The 24635-nt window shown below is 60.6% G+C and carries 13 protein-coding genes; 9 read left to right on the top strand and 4 right to left on the bottom strand.

The features are described from left to right. Positions 1 to 77 precede the first annotated feature (77 nt). Complete coding sequence (locus MWL89_RS14690; RefSeq protein ID WP_244387027.1) at positions 78 to 2672, top strand: winged helix-turn-helix domain-containing protein; 2595 nt, start codon at positions 78 to 80, stop codon at positions 2670 to 2672. Between the two features lie 221 nt (positions 2673 to 2893). Here the strand turns inward: MWL89_RS14690 and MWL89_RS14685 are convergent, their stop codons facing one another. Next, positions 2894 to 4390: an MBG domain-containing protein gene (locus tag MWL89_RS14685; RefSeq protein WP_244387025.1), complete on the bottom strand. Its 1497-nt coding sequence runs from the start codon at positions 4388 to 4390 to the stop codon at positions 2894 to 2896. A gap of 588 nt (positions 4391 to 4978) precedes the next feature. Further along, on the bottom strand, positions 4979 to 9811 hold the full coding sequence (locus tag MWL89_RS14680; protein WP_244387023.1) for an InlB B-repeat-containing protein: 4833 nt from the start codon (positions 9809 to 9811) through the stop codon (positions 4979 to 4981). Positions 9812 to 9997: 186 nt separating this feature from the next. Here MWL89_RS14680 and MWL89_RS14675 point away from each other — a divergent pair, with 186 nt between their 5' ends. The 3 genes from MWL89_RS14675 (at position 9998) to MWL89_RS14665 (ending at position 13377) form a co-directional block, all read left to right on the top strand. Beyond that, a complete protein-coding gene (locus MWL89_RS14675; protein WP_244387021.1) occupies positions 9998 to 11617 on the top strand; it encodes a winged helix-turn-helix domain-containing protein in 1620 nt (539 codons plus the stop codon). Between the two features lie 75 nt (positions 11618 to 11692). Next, entirely contained in the window at positions 11693 to 12589 is an 897-nt protein-coding gene (locus MWL89_RS14670) for a helix-turn-helix transcriptional regulator (protein WP_244387019.1), read from the top strand. A 269-nt stretch (positions 12590 to 12858) separates the two neighbouring features. Beyond that, complete coding sequence (locus MWL89_RS14665; protein WP_102380077.1) at positions 12859 to 13377, top strand: ferritin; 519 nt, start codon at positions 12859 to 12861, stop codon at positions 13375 to 13377. Positions 13378 to 13531: 154 nt separating this feature from the next. Here MWL89_RS14665 and MWL89_RS14660 read toward each other — a convergent pair whose 3' ends face one another. Then, positions 13532 to 14947 carry a helix-turn-helix domain-containing protein gene (locus MWL89_RS14660; RefSeq protein WP_244387016.1) on the bottom strand — a complete coding sequence of 472 codons (1416 nt, stop codon included), beginning with the start codon at positions 14945 to 14947 and terminating at the stop codon, positions 13532 to 13534. Positions 14948 to 15152: 205 nt separating this feature from the next. Between MWL89_RS14660 and MWL89_RS14655 the strand changes: the two genes are divergently transcribed. Continuing rightward, positions 15153 to 16916: an FAD-dependent oxidoreductase gene (locus tag MWL89_RS14655; RefSeq protein WP_244387014.1), complete on the top strand. Its 1764-nt coding sequence runs from the start codon at positions 15153 to 15155 to the stop codon at positions 16914 to 16916. A gap of 179 nt (positions 16917 to 17095) precedes the next feature. On the opposite strand, the gene MWL89_RS14650 is transcribed toward MWL89_RS14655, so the two are convergent. Continuing rightward, positions 17096 to 20242 carry an ABC transporter ATP-binding protein/permease gene (locus MWL89_RS14650; RefSeq protein ID WP_244387012.1) on the bottom strand — a complete coding sequence of 1049 codons (3147 nt, stop codon included), beginning with the start codon at positions 20240 to 20242 and terminating at the stop codon, positions 17096 to 17098. Positions 20243 to 20864: 622 nt separating this feature from the next. On the opposite strand from MWL89_RS14650, the gene MWL89_RS14645 reads away from it, so the two are divergent. The 4 genes from MWL89_RS14645 to MWL89_RS14630 all read left to right on the top strand — a co-directional run bounded on the left by MWL89_RS14645 (position 20865) and on the right by MWL89_RS14630 (position 24490). Next, on the top strand, positions 20865 to 21650 hold the full coding sequence (locus tag MWL89_RS14645) for a tyrosine-protein phosphatase (RefSeq protein WP_244387010.1): 786 nt from the start codon (positions 20865 to 20867) through the stop codon (positions 21648 to 21650). A 214-nt stretch (positions 21651 to 21864) separates the two neighbouring features. Next, positions 21865 to 22659 (top strand): ZIP family metal transporter, encoded by a 795-nt coding sequence (locus tag MWL89_RS14640; RefSeq protein WP_102380071.1) that lies wholly within the window; start codon positions 21865 to 21867, stop codon positions 22657 to 22659. A gap of 34 nt (positions 22660 to 22693) precedes the next feature. After that, the gene (locus MWL89_RS14635; protein WP_244387008.1) at positions 22694 to 23866 is read left to right on the top strand and encodes an iron-containing alcohol dehydrogenase; all 1173 of its coding nucleotides are present in this window, start codon (positions 22694 to 22696) and stop codon (positions 23864 to 23866) included. Between the two features lie 9 nt (positions 23867 to 23875). Continuing rightward, positions 23876 to 24490 (top strand): DivIVA domain-containing protein, encoded by a 615-nt coding sequence (locus MWL89_RS14630; RefSeq protein ID WP_102380069.1) that lies wholly within the window; start codon positions 23876 to 23878, stop codon positions 24488 to 24490. Positions 24491 to 24635 lie beyond the last annotated feature (145 nt).

Here is a 24635-nt window from a genome sequence, read left to right as displayed (position 1 = left end):
ATCATGCCGGAACGCATGCGGCTGTGCGACGAGCCGCATACAGGCGCGTTCGCGACGAGGTACGATAGGGGGATTGCATGGCAGACGACTCGTGCGACGCCGAAGCCGAAAGCACCGCCGGCGGGGGGCATCGCGCCGATCTCATCCTCAGCGAGAAGTTCTCTCCCGCGGTTCTTCCCGACGTGTGCGCTCCGCGCCTGCGCGTCGTCGACGCCATGAACCGCGCGCTTCGAACGCAGCGGTTTCTCTACATCGGCGCTCCTGCGGGCAGCGGCAAGACGGTTTCTGCGTTGCTCTGGCTGCAAAGCGCGAAGCGGGAAACGGTTTGGATCGGGCTCGACCGCTACGACGATGTTCCGTCGATATTCTACAAGCAGCTGGCAACGGGCCTCTATTCCATTCAAGCGGACAATGCGGCTATGCGCGCGGTGCTCGAATCGCCTTCGTTTTCCGCATCGCCCGTCGAGCACGTGATAGCGCTGATCGCCGAGATGGCACCGCCCGAACGGCGCTACGTCCTGGTCCTCGACGACCTTCACCTCATTGCCAACCAAGAGATCGTCAAATCGCTGCCTTCGGTGCTCAATCGGCTTCCCGGTGCATGCAGCGTCGTAATGCTCTCGCGCGCCGACCTGCCCGACGAATGGGCGGAACTCGGAGGCGGCCCGGCAGTGTTTTGTGCCGACGATGTGCGCTTCACGGCCGATGAGGTTCGTGCGTACTTCGATTCGGTCGGCTTGTTTCTGACGCCCGACGAGACGCGCCTTGTGTACGCGGCCACCGAGGGATGGGCGATCGGCGTGGCGGCTCTGGCCAAATCGGGACCGTCGCCTCGGGCGAGCAGCCACTACCTGTTCGCAAGCTACTTCGAAGAGCAGGTGTGGAGCACGTGGGACGAGAATCTGCGGGCGTTCTGCTTGGCGACGAGCGTGGCCGATTCGTTCGACCCCGATCTTGCAGCGCTTCTTTCGGGCCGTGACGATGCCCGCGAGGTTATGGATAGCCTCGCTCGCTCGAACACGTTCCTCTCGCGGCTTTACGGCGACACCTACCGCTACCACCACCTGTTCCAAGATTTCCTGCGCGACAAGGCCCTTGCCGACGGCATCGACCGCGCCGCGCTCTGCAAGCGCGCAGCCGAGCACTTCCGCACGCACGGCGATTACACCCGTGCGCTGCGCTTCTGGCTCGAAAGCGGCGAGTTTCACGGCATGGATACGTATCTGCTGCTGTTTTTGTTCGAGAACAACCGCGGTTCGGTGGCGGACTACGCCGACTTTCTGCGGACGCTCGAAATCGAGTCGCTTGCCGACGACGCGTACCGGGCGTGCCCCCCGCTTCGGGTGCTCGCCGCCTGGTACACGTATCTGACCAGCCAACGCGAAGCCTACGAGCACCACATGGACGAACTGTACCGCACGCTGCCCCTCATCGCCGTCTCCGATTCGCGCTTCGTCGAGTTCGTCATCCTCGCCTACAGCGTCGACCATCGGACGACTATCGTCGAGAAGGCGAAGAAGTTCTCGATGTTCAGCCGCTTCGTCAAGCGGTTCACGCCCGAGGGGCTGGCTACGGCCATCGCCTCGTTCACACACAACCTTCCGTACCCGCACCGCAGCAACCTCGATTATTCGGCGATCGCGCTCGAAGAGGGCGGCATGGATCTGCTCGGGCGCACGTTCGCGCAGCTGCTCGGCGCCGAATGGAGCTACATCTACCCGCTCATGCCGGCGTGTTTCGCCTACGAGCGCAACCGCCTTGACGAAGCGCTCGACGGGTTTGACGAAGCGTGGCGGGCTCTTGTGCCCGAAAACAAGGAGGACGGGCGCATCTGCATCCTTCTCATGCGCCATGCGGCGCTCTGGCAGATGGCCGACGACGGGGCGCAAGCCGCGCTCGAAGAGCTTTCGTCCTTCGTAGAGCAAAAAGCGCCCTATTTCCTTCCGAACCTCAAGGCGTACCGCACGAAGCTCAGGCTGTCCGATGCCGACAAGCGCGCTGCGGGAACCTGGATGGACGAGTACTTCGTAACCGATGCCGAGCGCATCGAACTCGTACGCGTATTCCAGCATTTCATAACGGCGCGCTCCCTGATCGTGCTCGGACGTACCGGCGAGGCCGAATGCCTGCTCGGCCGCTTGCTCGCGTTCGGTCGGGAATTCCGACGCCCGCTCGACGTCGGCGAGGCCGGAACCCTGCTGGCCGCCCTGCTGTGGGCGCGCGGTAAGAAGAAAGAGGCCGTCGATGCGCTCGAAGAGGCGCTCGAGGCGCTTGCGCCTTACGGGTACGTGCGGGTGGTGGCCGACGAAGGCGCGGCGATCGAGCCGGTGCTCAAAAGCCTCGCGAGCCGCGTTGCGCGATCCGACTATGCCGGACCGCTCGCCCGCGCGTTCGTGCAGGAAGCGTTTCTCGCGGCGCACGATCGCTCGCGGCGCTTTCGCGGCGTGTGCGCGAACCTCGCACGCAGCGATAAGCCGGTGAAGCTGTCCAAACAGCAGAAGCGCATTCTCGAACTGCTTGCGCACGGATACCGCAACGCCGAGATCGCCGAGCAGGCGGGGCTTTCGGTGCCGACCGTCAAGAGCCACATCCAAGCGGCTTACCGCAAGCTTGACGCGCACAGTGCTCCCGACGCTGTTCTGAAGGCGCGGGAATTAGGGTTGATCGGGTAAAACCCCGGTCCTGCAAAGGCCGTGGAGAAAAGGGCGGGCGCACACGCGTGCGATCGTCGGCGCGTGCGCCGAGAGGCGGGGCCGCGCAAACCCCCGCAAATGCAAATCCCGAGAATACAAGCAGCGCATCCATCGCGTGTTGCAGGTTCGGTGCGAACAACGCGATGGATGGCGTGCTGAAAGTCTGCGAGCGGAGATCGCTCGATTGTGCTCGATGGCTTTTACATGGTGCGGTGGCGCGACAGCCTGATTGCACCGAATGCAACGATCGAGATCAGCGCGATCAGGGATGTTGCGGTGGCAAACCCGTCACCGGTCGAGGCGAGCTTCGCCGCTTCGGTGCCCTTCGCCGACGTGGTGGACGTTGCTCCCCCGGTGCCGTTTGCGTCCGGCGTTTCCCCGGAGCCGTTTGTCCCCGGCGGAGTGGGCAGCTCTTCCGGTGCGGCGGCTTGCACGATAAGGGTACCGGGCTGGTAGGCTATGGTGTAGTTCGCGCTCTTACCGGCTTCGATGGCACCGCCTTCGATGGCTATGGGATAGGATCCCGGTGTATCGAGAGCAGCTGCAACCGACAGCTTCGGTTCTTGCGCAATCGTATCTCCGGCGGCCAATCCTTCGACCGTGTAGCTTAAGCGGGGAAGCGCCTCGCCGGCCTTCATGGTGATGTTATCGGCACGGAAGACCAAGGGGGCTTTCGTGATGGTTACCCAGCCCTCTACCCTGGTTGGATCCATCGTGTATTTGTCGGCGTCTTTGCCGCTAAGACGTGCTGCGGTGCCGGTGAATCTCTTCTCCGAACCTACGGCGGCATCCTCGGCTTTCAGATCGAGAACTGCAAAAACCTCGTCGCCCTCGACTACTCCGTACAGCTCTTGGGGCGACACGTCGACAAACGAGTTCGTTCCGTCGTACACCTTCTCGGCTTCGATCAAAGCCGTAACGTCGCCGCGTCCTATCTCGAAGTCAAAGGAAAACGATCCTGCGCAAGGAACGTCAAGGGCATTCGGGTCGTCGATGTTGGTGAACAGGTTCGGTATGGTGAAGACTGCCGTGTGCTGCCCCGGAAGTACGGGCTTGGAAGCGGAGGTGGTGGTTCCATCGCTGTAGGATACGGAGAACGGATAGGCTGCACTAGACCATTGTCGAGTGCCGTCATCGTACGAGGCTGCAAGCGCGTCGCCGGCAATCGTGTAGCCTTGTTGGGGGGTGCCGTCGTACAGGGCGTAGCGGTCTCTTTCGACGTTGAAGGAATCGACCTTGTGTACGACGCGAACAGTGAACTGGTAGATGTAGTAGTGCTGCGTGCTCTCCGTGGTGCTTTTAATCGATAGCTCCATGGAGCATGTGCCTCCCACGGTTGCCGTCGACGGGATCGAAAGCGTAAGGAGTCCCGAGGGATCCACGTTGGCTGAAAGCGGAGCTTCGGCGGTTGTTACGGAAAAGCTGAACCCTTCGTCGTCGGCAGGGGGAAGGTCTCCTCCTTTGGGCAGGTAATCGATGAGGTTGATGGTCGTTGCTTGCCCGGGGTGGATGTTTACCACGTAGCCGGGGTTGTTTTTGCCATCCGCGGCGGCGAAGGCCTGTTGCGTGCCGATCGGCGAGAGCACGAGGATGGATACGGCGGCAAGGACGCATGCAATCAGGGCGAGGCTGACGAAGCGTCGGGGGGGGGTGCGTGTTTCTAAGCGGTGTTTGCCTGGTGATATCGAGTCGGTCATCGGAGGTTCCTTTCTGTGTGCACAACGTAAAGATGGTTCGAGTTCCTATGTATGCTGCTGCGGTATCGTTGGCAACGTATCGCCAACTTTCTTCTTAACCATTCCTGCTCCTTGTCCTGGTCATACGGCTGTCTTTAAAACATGATGAAAACAATCATATAAACTATACGTTTGGCCGCAAAGGCGAACCATCATACGGTATGAGGTTTTGGATACTTTTTTATGGAATTCAGTCGGATTACCTGCTCATACCCCTGTTACGGCGTCGAGATGCGCAGCCCTTCGTCCGGTGAAGGCGCCGCCAGGGCCGAAGCGCGTACCCAAGCAGCGCGCTCGCGGCGCACGCACTATCGAAATCGCGGCGGAATGCGGCCCCGTGTTTCCGTAAACCGCTTTGGTTTCGAGCGCGCTTATCGTTTTCCCCGTTGCCTCCCAGGCAAGATGGAGTTGTGTGTGACTTGCCGCTGTATGCCGTGGGGGATTTCGCGGTTTAGGAGAGAAGGCGCGTGGGCTTCGTTGGCGGTGCAAAATGCAAAGCGCCCGGCCCGCTTCCGAGAGTCGGGCCAGGCGCTTTGCTTGGAACGCCGTTTAGCGGTCGGTCGGCTTGTTCTTGCACCGACGGTACTCCTGCACGGCGGCGACGCCCATCGTGCAGCCGAACGCGAAGAGACCGAACACGGCGAGCTGCGCGAGTCCCGCAAGGCCGTCGCCGGTCTTTGCGAGAACGGGGGACCCCGGTCCGGTTCCTGATCCGCCGGATTCTCCACCGTAGGCGTAGAACACCTTGTCGCCGGTGCTTCCCGCCGGTATGACGGTCGCTGCCTTCTGCGTGAAGAACGGGTCGGCGTACCAGGTGCCGGTATTCGGTGTCGCGGTTTCGAACGTGGGCGGCGCGATGGCCAGATCGTCGTCGAGCACCGTGTAGGAGTGCGGGTTGCTCGCGGGGTTCGTGCCGATGCCTGCGGCGTAGAACAGGGGATACTCGATGAGGCGCCACTTGGCCGAAAGGCTCTGGTCGCTGGTGGCTCCGCGCGGGAGGATCGTGACGGGCTGCGAGAACGAGTTGTCGGCATACCAGCCCTCGAACGCGTAGCCCTCCTTCGAGGGGTCGCGCAGCGTGACCGTCGTGGTGTCGTTGGTGAGCGTATCGGGGTTGTCCGAGCTGTTCGTCCCGCCGTCCAAATCGTAGGAGATGGCGTACTCGTCCTGCGACCACGCGCTGTACAGCGTCGTCTGCCCGGGGCCGGGCGCGAACGGGGGCTCGAACGGGTCTGCCAGGTCGGCGTCGGTGAACCAGCCCTCGAACTGCGCGCTCACCATCGAGGGGGCGATGTCGGGCAGGGGCATGTGCTTCGTGAGGGCGTAGGTTGATCCGCTGGGCAGAAGGCCCTCGGTGTTGCAGGTGAGCAGATGGGCGGCACGCTCAGGCACCACCGTGCCGTAGTTGACGATGAAGTACTCGTTGATGGGCAGTACCGTATCGACCGTGGGGCTGTCCAACCCAAGACGAGCCTCGACTTCAAACACCCGCGCGCCATCGTCCCCCGAAGGCGTGGGGGGCCAGTAGAGCACATCGGAGAACGGCCGCTCGTGTTCAAGCGTATGCAGTCCGTCTGTGAGGGCAAGATCCTTGCTCGTTCCGACATTGCGGCTGCCGTTCTCGTAGGTGTACCTGGAGAGGGTGATTTTGCCGAGGCACGGGTTGCCCTCAGCGTCCTTCACGGTGAAGGTCATGTTGAATTCGCAGCCATAGGGGACGAAGAATTCGTTGTGATGCTGGACGATGGTGCTGCCGTCAGTGGGCGTCAGTTCGAGCGAGACGGTCGGCACCGATCTGAGCGTCGCCGCAGCAGCGTCGGGGTCTGCGATTGCGTTCGTTTGCTCGACGCCCAGCCGCGCCGGTTGCGAGCGCACCGTCGGCACCACGCCGCTTGCGTTGATCGTCCGGTCCATCACGTCCACGCAAAAGAGCGTTCCGTTCCACAGGGTGTCGGCCGCGTCGATGACGTAGTCGGGTCCCGTTTCGCCTACGATGGGTTTCCATTCCGCATAGGCGTCGTTGTTGCTTATGTCGAGGTAGAACCACTGGTAGCTCAGGGTTTCGCCGCGTTGGGAGTGCGCGCGTACGGAAAGCGTGACGGGGTCTCCCCCGAATACGCTCGTGGTTTTCGGCTGCTCGTCGATGACGGGGGCATCGCCGCCGATCGTAGTGCCGACGATCGCGGGGCCCAAGGCGCTCGGGTTGTGCTGGTCCATGTCGTTGTAGGCCTGGAACCGCACCTGCCGGGTGTCGCCCGCCGTAAGGCCGGTTTGGCACCAGAACCTGGTCGTCTTGGCGTCCAGCACGTTTCCTTGCGTCGTCCAGCCGCCGGTGCTCGTGGGCAGCGCCACGCCGTACGCTCCGGCGGGGCGGGTGGTGTCGTTGCTCCAGGCCCAGATGATGCTGGTTTCGTTCGCGCTGTACGCAATGGGGTAGCGCGGAAGGCTCTTCGGCGCGGCGCCCGACCCGGTTCCCCCCACCACGTAGCCGATGACCAGCGGGTACTTTTTCACAGCTTCGGTTTGCCATACGGTCAGACGCACGTCGTAGGAGTATTCGTTTCCTTTGTGCTCCAGATAGTCAAGGGGGTGCAGCGAGGGGAGCGTAGTGGAGAACTGTGCGCCTTTCGTTTGCGAGGATACCCAGCTGGCGCCGCCCGACACTTCGGCTTTCCACCCCGCGTGCCCGGTAAACGACATGGCAAAGAAGATCGTCTCTTCGGCCTGCACGCCCAAGGACATGCCTCCGCCTACGGTTATGTCGAACCCGTTGGTGAACTGCGTCGTATCGGTTACGGTTACGCCCACCGACGTTTCCGTGCCCACATCGGCGGTAATCGGCACGGCGTTGGCGCTTGAGATCATGGCGCCGTTGTGCACGTTTGCGATCGTGCTCGTTTGGGTGGGATAGGTGGTGGGGTCGCCCTGCGTGTGCGGGAACACCTGGTCCATGTCGATGACCGGTATGTCTTCGGTTCCCGCGTTCGCCGCCGCTTTGTTGTAATCGTCGAGCGTCATGAGCCCGAGGGTCGCATCGTAGGTGTTGGTCACCTTATAGGCTACGTGGGTGTTTCCCGCTTTGGTGCCCACCTTTTCCTGCCCCCATTGTTTGTTGGGCTCTGCGTGCTTGTTGTACTCGTCGAGGTATTGCTGCGTGATCGTGAACTCGGGCACGTATACGTCGTACTCGTAGACGACGACCGGCACCGCCGATGTGACGACCATGTTCCTGCCCGCGTATTCCCCGTACGACAGCGAGCGCTCGACGTTGCGTTCGCGGTAGTAGCTGCCCGCGTAGTTGAACATCGCCTCGAAATCGAAGCCGCCGCCCAGCATCGCTTCGTTTCCGAAGAACCCGGCACCCAAGAGCAGCTCGGCGGACATGTTGAAGCCGCCGCCTAAGCTCCACCTGCCCTCGGTGCCTGCCGATTCGGATGACGAGATGCCGAAGGTCGTGGTTCCGATGCTCGTCTTCTCGTCGCCGAGCCTCTCGTCGCTAAGCTCGCTCCAATACGGTACGCTGGTTAAGACGGCAAGGGGCTGCGGTGCGCTCCAGCCGAACGATTTTGATTTCAGCGCGAACTTGAAGGCGTTGTTCTTGTTGATATCGCAGGCAGCGATGGTCAGAAACGTGCCGTTGTCATCGGTTTTCGCGTTGCTGATGAAGCTGGGGTCGGTGTCCTGGGTTGTGAGCTTGCCGTTTTGGTCCAGCACCCAGCGCACGTCGTAGGTGACCGTGTAATTGCTCGACCCCACAGCGCCGCTCTGCACGATGAGCTGTTCGGTGCCGATGTTCGTTTTGGCGAAGTTGCCGGATACCGCTTTGGTGATGAAGTGGTTTCGGTAGCCCGTCAGATCCATATGGTACAGCGAGGTGAAGCTGCTGTCCTTGAAGTGCGCCGCCTCCGAATCGCCCTTTTTGTTGGTGGATGAGAGCGAGAACACGTAGCCCTCCAAGAAGAGCAGATCGTTGGCCTCGGAGCGCAGGAACTTGCCCGTGGCGAGCGCTGCGGGCTCGCACATTTCGTACTGCACGTAGATATCGCTTAATGCAGATACGACGTGCGGGGTATCCCAGACGTGATGGTACCCGTTCGTCGTCGTGTCGAACGTGAACATCTGCACCAGGTTCTTATCCGATTCCATCCAGCCCACTCTGTCGCCGCTGTTGTAGGAGTTGTAGTGGCCGGCCATGATGAGCTCGGGTATGCCGTTGCCGTTGAGGTCGGTCTGCAGCGTCGAAGCGAACCGCATGCGATACGACCCGAAGTCGGGGATGTAGTAGTATACCTTCTCGAGCTGGGACCACGATCCCCCGGTCTTTCTCGAATAGATGGCCATGTATGAAGGCGTGCTGCGGAACCCGAGGCTGTTATGGTAGGTGAGCGGCAGGCTCATGGTGACGACGAGGTCGTCGTAGCTGCCGTGCGAGAACGTGGCCAGGTGGACGACGGGCATGAACCAGTCGCTGAATTCGCCGCCGAAGCTGGAATGGATGTCGCCGAGGTAGAGCGTCTGCTCTTTGACGAGTGCTCCCCTCGAGGAATCGAAGCGGTAGATGACGATGTGGGGACCTGCGGGGTAGGGGTTGTAGACGGCGAGCTCCTGGTTGCCGTCGCCGTCGAAATCGCCGCCGACCATGGCCAAGAGTCCGAGCGAACCCTCCTGTTGGATGTGCTCCATGATGAGCGGATCGTTTTTCGCGGTCAGGCCGTGGCGGGTTCTGGCCAGCGTTTGAACCCGCCCGTTCGCGAAGCGCTGCAGCTGGATGTCCTGCCCGCTTTCGCGATCGTTGCTATGGCTTGACTGATAGGTGCCCGTGTAGATGGTGTTCGAGACGATGAGCTGCTCTCCGCTATGTTCGAGCGTGCACGCGTTGTTCGCGTGGTACTGGTAATCCTTCCAGTTGGTGTCGAGGGATGTTGCTCCGAGGGTTTTGCGCGCCATGCTGTCGAGCTTCATCGAGGGTGCGGAGAGAGCCTCGAGGCTGTCTGCCACGTAGGCGCTTCCCCCGTCGTAGTCGGTTCGGTTCACGTAGCCTACGTAGAGGTTCTGCGGGTCGAGCGTCGTGAAGCCTGCGAGGGGGTCGTTTGACGTGTCGCCGTTGAAGTCGGCGGGCACGTTTTGCACGTCGAGCTTGAAGTCCTTGTAGGAAGCCGGATCGGAAAAGTAGTTCTGCGGACTGGCCTGCGATTGCGCGGTTATCGAGTCGTCGGCCGACGCGGTTTCGGCTGTATCTTGCTCCGGCTCGTCGGCGTAGGCGCTCGGGATCGTCGGGTCGAAACCCAAGGAGGCAAGCGAGCAGGAAAGCGCCAAAACACCTGTTCCCGCTACGAAAGTACGCCTTGACAGCTCCATGCTGCCGTCATGTTTCTCGGGCATATGCCCTCCTTGCCATATGAGGTGAATTTCATATCAGTACAGTCGAATATACGTGTTCTTAGGCGGTAGCACCATCATACGGTATGAGGTTTTGGGCTATACTTTCGTTTGTCAGCACGAAAAGCAGGGCGAGAGGACGGTGCGTCGGTCATGGGTCGGAACGGTCGCGATGGAAGGGGCGCGCACGTGCCAATCGGGAGCAGGGATCCTGCCGTTGGGCCTGCGAGCCCGCAGGCCGATCTCATCCTGAGCGACAAGTTCGAACCGGCTGCATTGCCGGACGTCTGCGCACCGCGCTTGCGCGTCGTCGATGCCCTCGACCGCGCCGCGCGCAAACGCTACGTCTACATCGGCGCTCCAGCGGGCAGCGGAAAGACGGTATCGACGCTTTTGTGGTTGCAGAAGACGAAGCTGCCGGCGGTTTGGATAGGCCTCGACCGCTACGACGACGTTCCCTCGATGTTCTACAAGCAGCTTGCAACCGGGCTGTATTCCGTCCAGCCTGAAAACGCGGCCATGCGCGAGGTGCTGACCAGCCCGTCGTTCTCGCTTTCTCCCGTGGAGCACACCATCCGCCTCATAGCCGAGATGCAGCCGCTCGATCACCGCTGCGCGCTCGTTTTCGACGACCTTCACTTCATCGAGAACCGCGAGATCGTCAAATCGCTTTCCGTTGTTTTGAAGCGCCTTCCCAAGGCGTTCGTCTTGTTTTTCCTGTCTCGGCGAGAACCTCCCGACGAGTGGACGGCGCTCGGCATCGACCGGGGTCCCGCTGTGTTGGATGCAGGCGATCTGCGGTTTGCCGCCGATGAGATCAGAGCCTACTTCAAATCGCTCGGGCGCTCCCTGTCCGTCGACGAAAGCCGCATCGTGCTTGCCGCAACCGAGGGATGGGCTATCGGTGTGGCGGCGTTGGCCAAGTCGGGCCAGGTGACAAAAGGAGATAGTCGGTCTTTGTTCGGCGATTTCTTCGACGAGCAGGTGTGGAGCACGTGGGATGAGGATCTTCGGAGCTTCTGCCTTGCCACGAGCGTGGCCGGCGAGTTCGACGCCGAGCTTGCCGAGATACTATCGGGTCGCAGCGACGCGGCCGAAATCATGGACGAGCTCGCGCGCTCGAACACGTTTCTCATGCGGCTTTCCGGCAACTCGTATCGCTACCACCACCTCTTCCGCGATTTTTTGCAGGATAAGGCGCGCGAGAACGGTACCGATCGGACGGCGCTCTGCAAGCGCGCAGCCGAGTATTCGCGCGCACGCTTCGACTATACGCAAGCGTTGCGGTTCTGGCTGGAAAGCGGCGATTTTTCCGGCATGGACACGTACCTGCTGCTCTACCTCTACGAGAGCAGATCGGGCTCGGTGGCCGATTGCGCCGATTTCATGCGCACGCTCGCGCTGGACGAGCTTCCCGATCATGCGTACCGTGATTGCCCCCCGCTGCACATCCTCGCGCTGTGGTACGACTACCTTACCGGACAGCGGGAGCGCTTCGAGCATCATCTCGACGAACTGTACCGCGCGCTGCCGCGCATCGCCGCGTTCGATTCGCGCTTCGTGGAATCGGCGACGCTTTCCTACAGCATCGACCACCGCACCACCATCATCGACAAGGCGAAGCGGTTCTCGAAGTTCGGCCGTCTGATCAAGCGCTTTACCCCGAACGGCCTCGCCACTACGCTGGTGTCGTTCACGCAGAACCTTCCGTACCCGCACCGCAGCAATGTGGACTACTCCGCCATTGCGCTTGAGGAACGGGGCATGGAGCTGCTGGGCGCGACGTTCGGTCCGCTTCTGGGAACCTAGTGGGGCTATATCCAAGCGCTTATTCCGGCGAGCTTCGCGTATGAGCGCAACCATCTCGGCGAAGCGCTCGACGGCGTGCTCGATGCCGAGAGCGCGCTCATCCCCGAAAACAAAGCGGACGGGCGTATCTGCATCGGCATCATGCGCCACGCGACGCTCTGGCAGATGGGGCGGAAGGACGAAGCGGCTGGAGCCATGGCTTGCCTTGAAGCGTATGTGGAAAGCGACGCCCCGCACTTCCAGCACAACCTGCTGGCGTACCAGGCGAAGCTGGCGCTGTTCGACGCCGACGCGCGCGTTGCCCGCGAATGGCTCGACGGGTATTTCGTCGACGTTGTCGACCGCATCGATCTGGTTCGCGTGTTCCAGCATTTCACCACGGCGCGGGCGCTCGCCGTGCTCGGCCGCGTGGAGGAATCCGAGCATCTGCTGAAGGCCCTGCTGGAGTTCGGGCGCGGTTTCTGCCGCCCGCTCGACATCGGCGAGGCAGGCGCGCTGCTCGCATCGCTTCTGTGGGCATGCGGGAGGAGGGAGGAAGCGCTCGAGGCTCTTGCCGATGCGCTCGAGGTGCTCCAGCCCTACGGGTTCTTCCGCGTTGTCGCCGACGAGGGGGCGTCGATCGAGCCGGTGCTCAAGAGCCTGGCATCGCATATCGCGCGGCCCGATTACGGCGGACCGCTCGCTCGCGTCTTCGTGCAGGAGACGCTTTTGGCCTCCCACGATCGGGCAAAGCGCTTCCGCGGGGTCACGGCAAACCTCACCGCGAACGACAAGCCCGTCAGGCTCTCGCGCCAGCAGGCGCGCATGCTGGAGCTTCTGGCCAGCGGGATGAGCAACGCCGAGATCGCCGAGGAAACGGGGCTCTCCATTCCCACGATCAAGAGCCATACGGCAGCCGCCTATCGCAAGCTCGACGTGCACACCGCCATGGACGCCGTGCTGAAAGCGCGGGAACTGGGCTTGATCGGGTAGCCTTTCGCGCGAGGATCCGGGTGGAGATCAGAGTGGGGATCAAAGGGAGGATCCGGGCGCGGACCAGGGCGGGCATCGGCTCTGGCTCTAGCGGCCCACGGCGCGTTTCGCCGCACTGTGAACGATGATCCGCATACTTGGTGCTCCTGTGTGCATTGCCCGAAACCTCTTGGCCTGCTATTGAAAACAGTTATCATTAGTAACAATACAGCAGATTATCTATGCGAGGTGGCTGTAGGGCGCCTCGCACCGAAAGGAAGGGATGGGCAATGGACCAAAAAGTCTATGAGCTTCTGAACGATCAGATCAACAAGGAACTGTACTCGGCGTACCTCTACCTGTCGTTTGCGGATTACTACGAGGACGAGGGCCTTACCGGGTTCGCGAACTGGTATATGATCCAAGCTGCCGAAGAGCGCGATCATGCGTTGATCTTCCGCAACTACCTGCTCGACAACAGCTGCAAGGTCCAGCTCAAGGCCATCGACCAGCCCGATAAGACCTTCTCTGCCTACATCGAGCCCCTCGAGGCTGCGCTTGAGCATGAGAAGTACGTTACCTCGCTCATCAACGACATCTACAGCGCCGCCCATGACGTGAAGGATTACCGCACCTGTAAATTCCTCGACTGGTTCATCGACGAGCAGCTTGAGGAAGAGGCGACCGCCGACGACATGATCACCCGCATGAAGCTGTTCGGCCAGGATGCGAAGGCCCTCTACGAGCTCGATCAGGAGTACGCGGCTCGCACCTACACCACCCCGAGCCCGCTTGCGAACGCGGAATAAGCTTCTTTGCGGTGCTTGCACCGGTTGTGTGAAACGAAAGGCCCACGGCAGCGCTTGAACTGCCGTGGGCCTTTTTCGTCTCGGACGAGAAGCCGGGGTGCCGCATATTTCGGACGGTGCACGGGGCCGCTGCCCTCGTGAAAAAACGGCTCCACTATTGGCGGGGAGCGTTGACGAGTTCGATGATTTCCTGCTTGCTGTGAACGTCGAGTGCCGCGTACAGCTTTTTGGTATGGGTTCGCACGGTGTTCTCGGAGAGGTAGAGTTTTTTCGCTATGGTCGGGATGTCGAATCCGTGGGCTAGCAGCAAGAGCACTTCGCCTTGTCTTTCTGAAAAGCCCTTTTCCTTGATGAGGGCTTGGCAGGCGATGTCGACGGTGTCGATTTTCGCAGGCGTCGCGCTTGGCGGCACGTTTTCCTCCGCGCCGCCGCGCCCGCTCTTCCTCGTGATAAAGAACATGACGATCGAGCAGCCGTACAGGAGCACGAACAGAACCGCCATGATCGAGGTTTCCTCGAAGAGGAAATCGTCTCCCAAACCGCTGGCGACGATGGTTCCTATCTGGTTGGCGCAATAGAGGAGTCCCGCATACAGCCCATACATGACGGTGAGGTTCACGTTCCGTTCGGTGCTTACCGAAATGCTCTCTATGGTGAGCACAACCGAAAAGACTACGAAGGCCACGCCTCCGACATAGGGAACGATAATGCGGGCGTTTTCTCCGATGAAAGGAAAGACCAGCAGTACCGTAGTGAGGATGGGGAAGAGAATCGTGAAGGCTTTGATGGAGCTGACGTTTCGCCTGAGGCCGAGCCAGGCGATGCCGAGAATGATTGCGGCGCAGATATTTTCCGAATGAACCATAAGCGTCTGCTGCACGAACTCCATCGCGTCGAGCGGCTGATGCGAGAGCGTTGCCACGATGGGCGCCATGAATCCGATCATGGCGATGCACAGCAGCGATTTCCACGAGGAGCCGACAATGCGCCCGAACGGCTCAGCAGCGGTCGGTACCGTTCTTTTTGGTTTCTCCATGCGTCCGTGGGCGAATAGAGCAATGAGGTTCAAGAAGGCGAGAACGCTGAGGGTAAACACGATCGCTGAAGGATCGAGGGTGAGGAATGCGAGGAACGGCACCGCCGAAAGCACCGAACCGAGAACGATCTCCGTTTTCGCAGCATCGACTCCGTCGGCAAAAAAGGTGCGAGCCCAGCAAAAAAAGCTACAGGTAGTACCGATGCCCATGCAGGTGCCAGCGGCGATGAGCATGGGGGATGATTCGAGCACCATAAACCCGTTGAGCAGAATCGAAGCAAGGGCGAGTAGCACCGTGGCTGCCGTGAGCGGGTTGCGGTTGAAGAGGCAGGGAAGCTTATACGCGCCAACGACGAAAACGAGAAACGACAGCGCGTTTCCGTACGAAAGGGGCGCGCTCCACAGCGAGAAGGAATCGGGTCCAAGCGTAGTTTGCGGAAGCAGCGTGAAGCCCCAGAGGGAAAACGAGTTCATGGCAAGGAAGCAGGCAAAACCTGCACTAGCGAGTAGCGTTTTCGCTTGATTGCCCTGCATCGTGTACCTCCCTCGCGCATATGGTACCCGAAACCGCCGTCAAGCGGATGTGTTTCGAGGCCCAAATTCCGGCGCGAAGCCTAAATCACCCAATCCATGTGAACCCTGAATCGAAGGATACCTCTGTTCAAGTGAACGTCGTTTCGCCTTCCGTTTGCTAGCCTCGAAGCTGCTCGAAAGCACTGAACGAACAAGGAGGAGCACTATGGAACTGAATCGTCGGGATTTTCTTAAGGGAGCGAGTGCGGTTGGCGCGCTTGGCGCGTTGGGCGCGATGGGAACGCTTGCCGGTTGCGCTCCGGCTGCACCAGGTGAAGGCAGCTCGAGCGCGGGCGCCGAAAGCGCCGGTTCGCCGTCTGCTTTGAACGCTGAAACCGTTGCGGGCAAGCAGTGGAGTTTCGAAATTCCGCCGGAGCCCATTGCGGACGGCGATATCGCCGAGACGTTCTCCGCCGAGGTCATTGTTGTCGGAGCCGGCATGGCGGGCATGTGCTGCGCTACGTCTGCCGCCGAGCAGGGCGTTAACGTCATCGTGGTCGATGCGGGGACGAAGCCGATCTCGCGCGGCGGTTCGAACCAGGCAATCGGAACGAAGTACCAACGCGAAATGGGCGTCGACTATACGCCGAAGGACGCTCTCGAGCATGTGAAAATCGAACAGCTCGCAGGCTTTTACACGATGGACAAAATGAAGTGGTCGCGTTGGCTGCAGCACAGCGGCGAATCGATGGATTGGATGATCGACAAGATGACGTCGCGCGGCTTGAAGGTTAATCTCGAGCCGCCCTATGCCGATCCTGACGGCACGCTCGCAGCCCCGCCTTCGGTGCATAATTTCTGGAACGACGAGAACCCCATCGGCGTATTTCAGGGCGCTCCCCTGTGCGCTCAGGCATATGCCGACATTTTCACGGGCGAATATGGGCAGGAGATACACTTCAAGTCCAAGGCCGTTCAGCTTGTGCGCGAAGACGACAATACGGGTCGGGTAAGCGCGGTCATCGCGGAGCGCGAAGACGGGACTTACGCGAAGTACGAAGGGACGAAGGCGATCGTTCTTGCCACCGGTGACTTCTCGAAAGACGAAGACATGATGGCCAAGTACGCACCGTGGGCATACGAGATGTTCAAGGACAAGCTTATCTTCGGAGAAGATACCGTCGATTACGATGCAGGGATGAATTATTCGGGCCTCATGCCTGGAGCCGGCCAGAAAATGGGCCTCTGGATCGGTGCGGCGTGGCAACGCGTCTTTCCGAATCCCTGTGCAATCAACGGCGGCGTACCGGGGCCGACCCATGCCGTAATCGATAACTTCTGGGGCTTGAATCTCAACATCAACGGTAAACGTTTCCAAAACGAGAATACCAACTTTGCATTCGGCGCCATGTCTCTGCTCCATCAGCCGCAAACGACCGGTTTCGGCATTTGGGATAGCGCGTATGCCCGTACGCAAGAAGAATGGGAAACGCTCGGCTGCTCGTACGGCAACGTGACGCCCACAAAGCCTCTTACGCCCGAAGAGCTCATCGCTTCGTGGGATGCCAACGTGGAGGCCGGATCGTACTTCAAGGCCGACACCATCGAAGAGCTTCTCGACCAGCTCGAGGGGATCAACAAGGAGAATGCGCTGGCCTCCATCGAGCGCTACAACAGATTCGCCGAGCAGGGATACGACGAGGAGTACCAGGTGAACCCCGATATCCTGTTCCCTATCGGTACGCCGCCGTTCTACGGTTCGAAAACGACGGGATCGACTTTCCTGTGCGTTATGGGCGGCCTTCGCACCAACGAGAATCTGCAGATCTGCGAAGAGGACGATACGCCGATCGAGGGACTGTATTGCGTCGGTACGATGATCGGCGATTTCTTCGCTGGAACGTATAACTTCGGCTTACCGGGACAGAATCTCGGCGCATGCTGCTGCACGCTGCCCTATCTGCTTGGACGCGATCTTGCGGAGCTGTAAAGGGCGACGTTTTCCACGAACACCGTGAGCACGCATGCGCAAAACCTGTACAAGAACTGGGCATTCGCTCGCGGCAAGATTTGTTCGATCTGATCGAGCGAGAGTAGCATGCGTTGAAAAAAATCAGCCGTCCGAATCGTCGGGCGGCTGATTTGCCATGCAGGATGGGCGCTGTGCACCTATTCGCTTCTCAGCGCTTCCACGGGATCTTTTCGGCTTGCGGCCCGTGAGGGGATGAGGCCTGCCAAGAACGTGAGCAGCATACTGATCGCTACGAGGATGAGTGCCGCCTGCCATGGCAGCGACGCCACATCCTTCACATCGAAGAGCGAGTAAACGATCGCGTTTGCGGGAATGCAGGCCAGCGCCGTTACGCCGATGCCGATGGCACCTGCCACGAAGCCGACGATGAGCGTCTCGGCGTTGAACACGCGGCTGATATCGCCCTTGCTTGCGCCGATGGAGCGCAGAATGCCGATCTCCTTCTTGCGTTCGAGCACGCTGATGTAGGTGATGACGCCGATCATGATGGACGACACTACAAGCGAGATGGCAACGAAGGCTACCAGTACGTAGCTGATCATGTTGATGATGTCGGTCACCGAGCTCATGAGCGCGCCTACGAAGTCGGTGTAGGTGATCACCTTGTCCTCTTCGCCGTCGGCCTTCATCTTGTCGTTGTAGCCGTCGAGAATATCGATGATCTTCGCCTTGCTCTCGAAATCGACGGGGTAGATGTCGATGCCGGAAGGCTTGTCGAAGCTCGCGTACCCGAGCTTTTTCAGGTTGTTGTCATAGGAGTGCTCCTCGACCCTCATGAGCGACATCATGAGCTCGGTGAGTTCGGTTTCGTCCATGTTCATCTGGAAGGCGTTCTTGAACGCTTCCTCGTCGATGTGCATGGCGTTTGCCATGTTGGTAGCCATCTGGTTCATCGATTGCTGGAGAGCCGAGGTCACCTGCGACTGCAGCGATTGCGCCATAAGGTTCATATAGGTGGTCATGGTCGTTTGCACGTAGCTTTGCAGCGCGGTGGCAACTTGAGATTCGAGCTGGTCGGTGTCCACCATACCCTGGAGACCCGCCGCGATCTGTCCCTGCACAGCCGGTTGGGCGAGGTACTCCTGCGCAGTCATCGGCTTGGCGTTGGGGTCGTAGTTCGGGTTGGGCGAGCCGTCTTCGAGTACGGGGGAGTTGTTCTTGTAGAACTCCTGCACGTAGTCGGCATAGCCCTGCATGATCTGCGACATCAGCGCTGCTACTTGATCGGTGGGGATGTCGATGTCGAGCGAACCGGCGATTTCGTCCATGTTCGGCTGCGGTGCGTCGGGCAGATTGGCCGCGGCGCTCGAGAGGTCCAGCGAGTTCGACATGTCTACGGCAAGCGCGCTCTCGTCGATGACGAATGCCGATTGCAGCGCGTCGCCGTCGATGGTGAAGAGCGAGTTCATGTCGAAGCTGTTGTCCGCCTCCTCGTCTTCCTCGGTAAACGATTTGCCCGAGAACACGTCGATCGTCGGATCAGCCAGCTGGTCTTTGACGATCTTGGTGTCGGCGGCCTGCTCGATTACGTGGTCGGTCAGATCGGACGTGTAGTAGATGCCGGTCGAAAGCGCAGTGATGGTGGCGTCGGGCTTCGGCATGACGATGCCGCTGATTTTAAGGTCCTCGCCGTTGGCGACGATGTCCTTCATGTAGGCCGTGTCGTCGGTCTTGTCTTTCCAGACGCCGTACTCTTCGTCATATTGGTAGTACTCGGTAGAATTGACCAGCTTGAACGACACATCGAGAATGTCGTCGTAGGAAACCGCCATGCGGTCTTCGGGCACTTCCACATCCTCTTCCGCGGCGAATTGCTTCACCATTTCGTTCAGCTCGCCGGGATCGCGTAACCCGAGCGTGTAGAGCAGAAAGTCGCTCACGTTCCCGTTGCCGGTGAGCACGACGACCAGCTCGTCGTAATCTGCCGGCCACGAGCCCGCGACCACGTCGTACTGCTCTTCGATCAGACGCCGATCGTCGGCCATCTCGTAGAACGTATCGGTGCTCATCGACATCGACATGAGGCTGTTGGAGCTTGAATCCGACCCGAGTCCGAGTGCTGAGAACGACTTATCGGGATTCACCTGGCGCACTCCGTCTTCGGTATCGGAGCTGAATATCTGGGGCGTTACGTCGTAGGAATACTGGATGGAGTTCACGTACTGATCGATATCGCTCTGGCCGCTGTCGAGGTATTCCTTGAGCGAGGCGAGATCGTTGCTGCCGATGCTCGAGAACATGCGCGTGATCATCTTGGTCTCGCGCACTTGGCCTTCGGCTTCGCTCGAATCGTCGTCCTCGGTAACGCTTGCGGCCGAGCCCATCATCATGGAGGTCAGATCGAGCCCGGTGCTTTGTATCTGCAGCGGATACTGCGAAAGCGTATCCTCCTCGACGCTCTTGATGTAGTTGTTGACGCCGTTGGCGAGCGCGAGGATGGCGGCGATGCCGATAATGCCGATGGAGCCCGCGAACGCCGTCATGAGCGTGCGGCCCTTTTTGGTCATGAGGTTATTGAACGAAAGCGAGAGCGCCGTCAAAAACGACATCGAGGTTTTGCGCGGAGCCTTTTCGCTTTGGTGCTCGGCGATCTCTTCGAGCGTGGGGTCGTACGGGTCGCTGTCGGAGGTGATCACGCCGTCGGCAAGGTTGACGATGCGGGTTGCGTACTCTTCGGCGAGCTCGGGGTTGTGCGTGACCATGATGACCAAGCGGTCGTTGGCGATTTCGGTCAACAGCGCCATGATCTGCACGCTTGTCTTGGAGTCGAGCGCGCCCGTGGGCTCGTCGGCGAGCAGGATCTCCGGATCGTTGATGAGCGCACGTGCGATGGCAACGCGCTGCATCTGGCCGCCCGAAAGCTGGCTCGGCTTCTTGTCCATGTGATCGCCGAGGCCGACCTTCTTCAGGGCTTCGGCTGCCCGCTCGCGCCGCTCGGCGCGCGAGACGCCCGAAAGCGTGAGGGCGAGCTCGACGTTGGCGAGTACGGTTTGGTGGGGTATCAGGTTGTAGCTTTGGAACACGAAGCCGATGCGGTTGTTGCGGTAGGTGTCCCAGTCGCGGTCTTTGTACTGCTCGGTGGAGATCCCGTCGATGATGAGGTTGCCCGAGTCGTAGTGGTCGAGCCCGCCGACTATGTTGAGCATCGTGGTCTTGCCCGAACCCGACGGTCCGAGAACGGCAACGAACTCGTTGTCGCGAAACGAGATCGAGATATCGTCGAGGGCGACCTGCGAGAAGCTGGCCGTGGTATACGACTTGCGGATATCAATGAGTTGGAGCATATGGGGCCCTTCCGGCTCAGTGCAATCGTGTATGGTCAACCGGCACGGGCCGGATTCGTTTTCTGGGAACCCGCTTCGCGGTGTCGGGTTTGCGCTTTCAGCCGTGCGGCATCGGGTTCGCTCTTCCTAATTCCTCAAGAACTTGGGTTTATCCTAAACCGAACAGTTTAGTAGCTAAACTACTTTCGGCCGTGTGTGGCAAAACTACACAGATTTGTCGCTCGTTTGTAACCAAACCGAGGGATTTCTCGTCTGCTCGGTCGGCTGGCGGGCCGACGCACGGGCGGGCGGCCGTACAATTCGGCGTGGAGTCCGACCGTCAACGGTTTGGTGGTTCGAAGTAACAAAATGCTCGTTGTCTATTCAGGTTCACACGGAAACGGTCTATAATCGGCGTGTCCGACAGTGTTTCAAATAACGCAGTTTTATAAACTAAGACTATCTTCGCCAAGTTAGTGTCTGAAGCTTATATCCTGCAAACGCCCGTCGCTTCGGCGGGGGCTGGTAGGCTAAGAGCAAGCTTTAAGCGTACTGTCGGTATTCCTTTCGGCAAGGCCGGGCTTCGTGCCCGGCCTTGTTGCGCAAGACGATGATGGACGATTGCTGCGGGGGTAGCGAGACGATGAGCAGAGCAGTGGGCGACGATAGGGTGTCGCCAGGGGGGAAGAAGGCGATGGATGCCGCTTCGCCGGATGCACGGCGAATGGCGCCGGGGGGCGATGTCCCCGAGGCGCTTCGCGAAAAATTCGGGCTGCGACGGTGCGCGGGCGGCGGTTTGGTTTCGCTGTACCGTTCGCGCGAGCTGACCGAATCGACGGCGGAGGACGTCGTCGAGCTGCAAAGGCTCGGCATCGAGACGGTCTACGATCTTCGCAAGAAGGCGGAGCGCGATTTGGCGCCCGAACCCGGCATCATCGAGGAGGCGTTCGAGGTCCGCGTGTGCTCGGTCGATCTTCAAGACGATGAAAACCGAACGCGCGCGACGATGGCTTCCAACGTGAAGGCCGCATACGGCAAGCCGGGCCAGCGCATGATCGATCTGTACGGGATCATGGCTGCTCACGGCGATGCAGTGCGCACGATCGTCGGCGCAATAGCGGATTTGGAGGCACCCGTGCTCGTGCATTGCGCGAACGGGAAGGACCGTGCGGGCATCGTATGCGCGAGCGTTCAGCGCCTCGGCGGAGTACCCTACGAGACGATCGTGGAAGACTATCTGGCTACCAACGCAATGAACGAGGAGATCAACCGTCGCGATCTGCGGCGGTATGCGGGCATCATGCAGCCCGAGGACGTGGAGGTGCTTGCCGCCATGTTCGAAGCGCGTGCCGAATACCTCGAAACGTTCTTCGAGGCGATCGACGCGCGGTACGGATCGTTCGCGGCGTGGATGCGGGTCGGGGCGTAGCTCCTTGTTGCATCGGTTGTGGGGCAAACGGACGCTACCCGTCTGCCGTCTTGCTCGCGGGGCGTTGCGCCTCTCGCGCATACCCCGATTTCCCGCCGTGCCGCCGTGCAAACCGCAGACGGTAAAACAGGTAACACGAGGGTAAACGCTCGCGCATTCCCGTTTCCGAAGGCGTACACTGACGTGCAGAATCGAAACGACAGGAGGTACGGCGTTGCAGGAAGCGCTTACATGGGCCGCGGCGGGAACGGGATTTACCTTTCTCATGACGACGCTCGGGGCGGCGGCGGTGTTTTTGTTCCGCAAGCGGGACAGCGTCACCATGCAGCGGCTGTTCCTCGGGTTTGCCGCCGGCGTCATGATCGCCGCCTCGGTGTGGTCGTTGCTCATACCCGCCATCGAAGCCGCCGAAGAGGCGGGCCAGATCGGATGGATTCCCGCGGCAGGCGGCTTCGCGCTCGGGGTCGCGTTTCTCATGGGTCTGCATGCGCTTTTGCCCCACCTCCATCCCGGTGAGAAGGATCCCGAGGGGCTTCCCTCGAAGTGGAATCGGCCGACCTTGCTGTTTACCGCCGTTACGCTGCACAACATTCCCGAGGGTATGAGCGTCGGCCTTTTGTTCGCGATGGCGGCGCAATCGGGCGGAGATCCCGGCATGTTCGGTATGGCTGCCGCGCTCGCTCTCGGCATCGGCATTCAGAACGTCCCCGAAGGAGCTGCCGTGGCCCTGCCGTTGCAGCAGGAGGGTATGAGCGCGCCGAAAGCGTTCGCCATGGGCAGCCTGTCGGGGCTTGCCGAGCCGGTGTTCGGTATCCTCGTCGTGCTGTTTGCAGCGGCGATTTCGCCCTATATGCCGTGGATGCTCGCGTTTTCCGCCGGAGCCATGATGTACGTGGTGGTCGAGGAGCTGATTCCCGAAGCCCATCTCGGCGATCGGTCGAACGTCGGCACCCTGGGCGTTATGATCGGTTTTCTTGTAATGATGATCCTCGATGTTGCATTGGGGTAGAATGCCCAGAAAGCTTGTGCGGGAAAGGAAGCTCATGGAAGATTTCGAATTCGTATCGCCCACTCACTTCGTATTCGGACACGACGCCGAACTGAAGGCGGGCGCTATGCTCGCCGAGCGCGGTGCACGCAAGGTCCTTATTCACTACGGTGGCGGAAGCGCCGTCGAAAGCGGGCTCATCGATCGGATGAAATCAACGCTTGATAACGCGGGCGTCGAGCACGTTCTGCTCGGGGGAGTGCGCCCCAACCCCGAAGTGGGGCTCGTGCGCGAGGGCGTGGCCCTGTGCAAGGAGCACGGCATCGACTGGATCCTCGCCGTTGGCGGCGGATCGGTCATCGATTCGGCCAAGGCGATCGCCGTGGGCGCGCACTACGACGGCGACGTATGGGATTTCTTCGAGACGAAACGCCAGACGAACGACGTTCTGCCGATCGCCGTCGTGCTCACCATTCCCGCTGCGGGCAGCGAGGCATCGAAGAACACGGTCGTTTCGAACGATGAGCTGGGATTGAAATCGGGGTACCCGAACAATGCGCAGCGCCCGAAGCTCGCGTTCATGAACCCCGAGCTCACCTTCACCCTGCCCCCGTACCAGACGGCCGCCGGTCTCACCGATATGTTCTGCCACCTGCTCGAACGTTTCTTCGACGACGTCGGGCCGGTGCCCGTGACCGACAATCTCAACCTCTCGCTCATGAAGACCGTGCGCGCCGAGGCGCCGCGCGTTCTTGTGGATCCCGATAACTACGATGCGCGCGCGAACGTCATGTGGGCGGGCATGCTCTGCCACCAGGGCCTTGCGGGCGTCGGCCGCCACGAGGATTGGGCAACGCACGGGCTCGAGCACGAGCTCTCGGCGCTCGATCCGTCCATCACGCATGGGGCGGGCCTGGCTGTCATGTTCCCCGCTTGGATGGAATACGTGTACGGCGAAAACCCCGCCCGCTTCGCTTACTACGGACGCGAGGTGTTCGGGCTTGCCCCGACGGGGGATGTCGAGGACGATGCGCTGTCGGCCATCGACGAGACGAGGAGCTTCTTCGCATCGCTCGGCATGCCGGTCACGCTTGCCGAACTGGGCATCGGCGAAGACGATATCGAGAGCATGATTCCCACGCTCAAGGAGAACAAAGGCGAGCCGTTCGGAAGCTTCATGAAGCTGAGCATGGACGACGCGCGAGAAATATACCGGCTGGCGTTGTAGGAGGAAACCATGGATCAGCCCGGAACCGTCGAGTCTTACTTGCAGACTCTTGAATTCAAAAAGAAGAACTTCGGGGGGTGTGACGAGGAAGACGCCCTTGCAAAGGTCCACGAACTCGCTGCGCTCTATCAGACCGAGCTTGAACGGCTCGACAGACGGGCGAAGGCCGCCGAGGAGCGCGCGGCCGACTACGAGCGGCGCCAAAGCGAGGTCCGTCAGCTCATGACGGCGGCTCAGAACATGAAGGATACGATGCTCGAAAAAGCCGAAGAGGATTCGCGGCAAGCCGTCGCAAAGGCCGAGCGCGAAGCCCAGAAGCTGATCGACAACGCGGCGTCCGACGCTGAAGACATCCTGGCTAAGGCCACGGCCGACGCCATCGTGATCGTATCGGAGGCGCGGGACGAGGCCGAGGCCATGCGCTCGCAGGCCGCACGCGACGCCGAGGACGCCAGGCGGGAGCTGCAGGAAACCACAGCGGCTCTTCTCGAGGCGCAGATGCAGATCAAGTCGGATGTGAAGCGTCATACCGACACCGCCTACGCGAAGGCGAAAGTCGCAAACGACAACCTGGGCAAGATCGTGGAGATGCTCGCGGAGTTGCGCGACAGCGTTTCTTCGTAGGGTGTGTTTTCCTGTGGCGAACGGGCGCGGCGGCCCCGCTCGGAGGTCGATAGGACGGCGTCGTCACGGGCTGGATCGCAGCAACGAAGAAGCGCTGCGGCTCGCGGCTGCAGCACGGTCGCATCGGGCCTTGTTGCTACGGTGC

The organism is Raoultibacter timonensis (assembly GCF_022845715.1).
GTDB classification, from domain to species: domain Bacteria; phylum Actinomycetota; class Coriobacteriia; order Coriobacteriales; family Eggerthellaceae; genus Raoultibacter; species Raoultibacter timonensis.
This window is presented reverse-complemented; position numbering and strand designations above follow the sequence as displayed.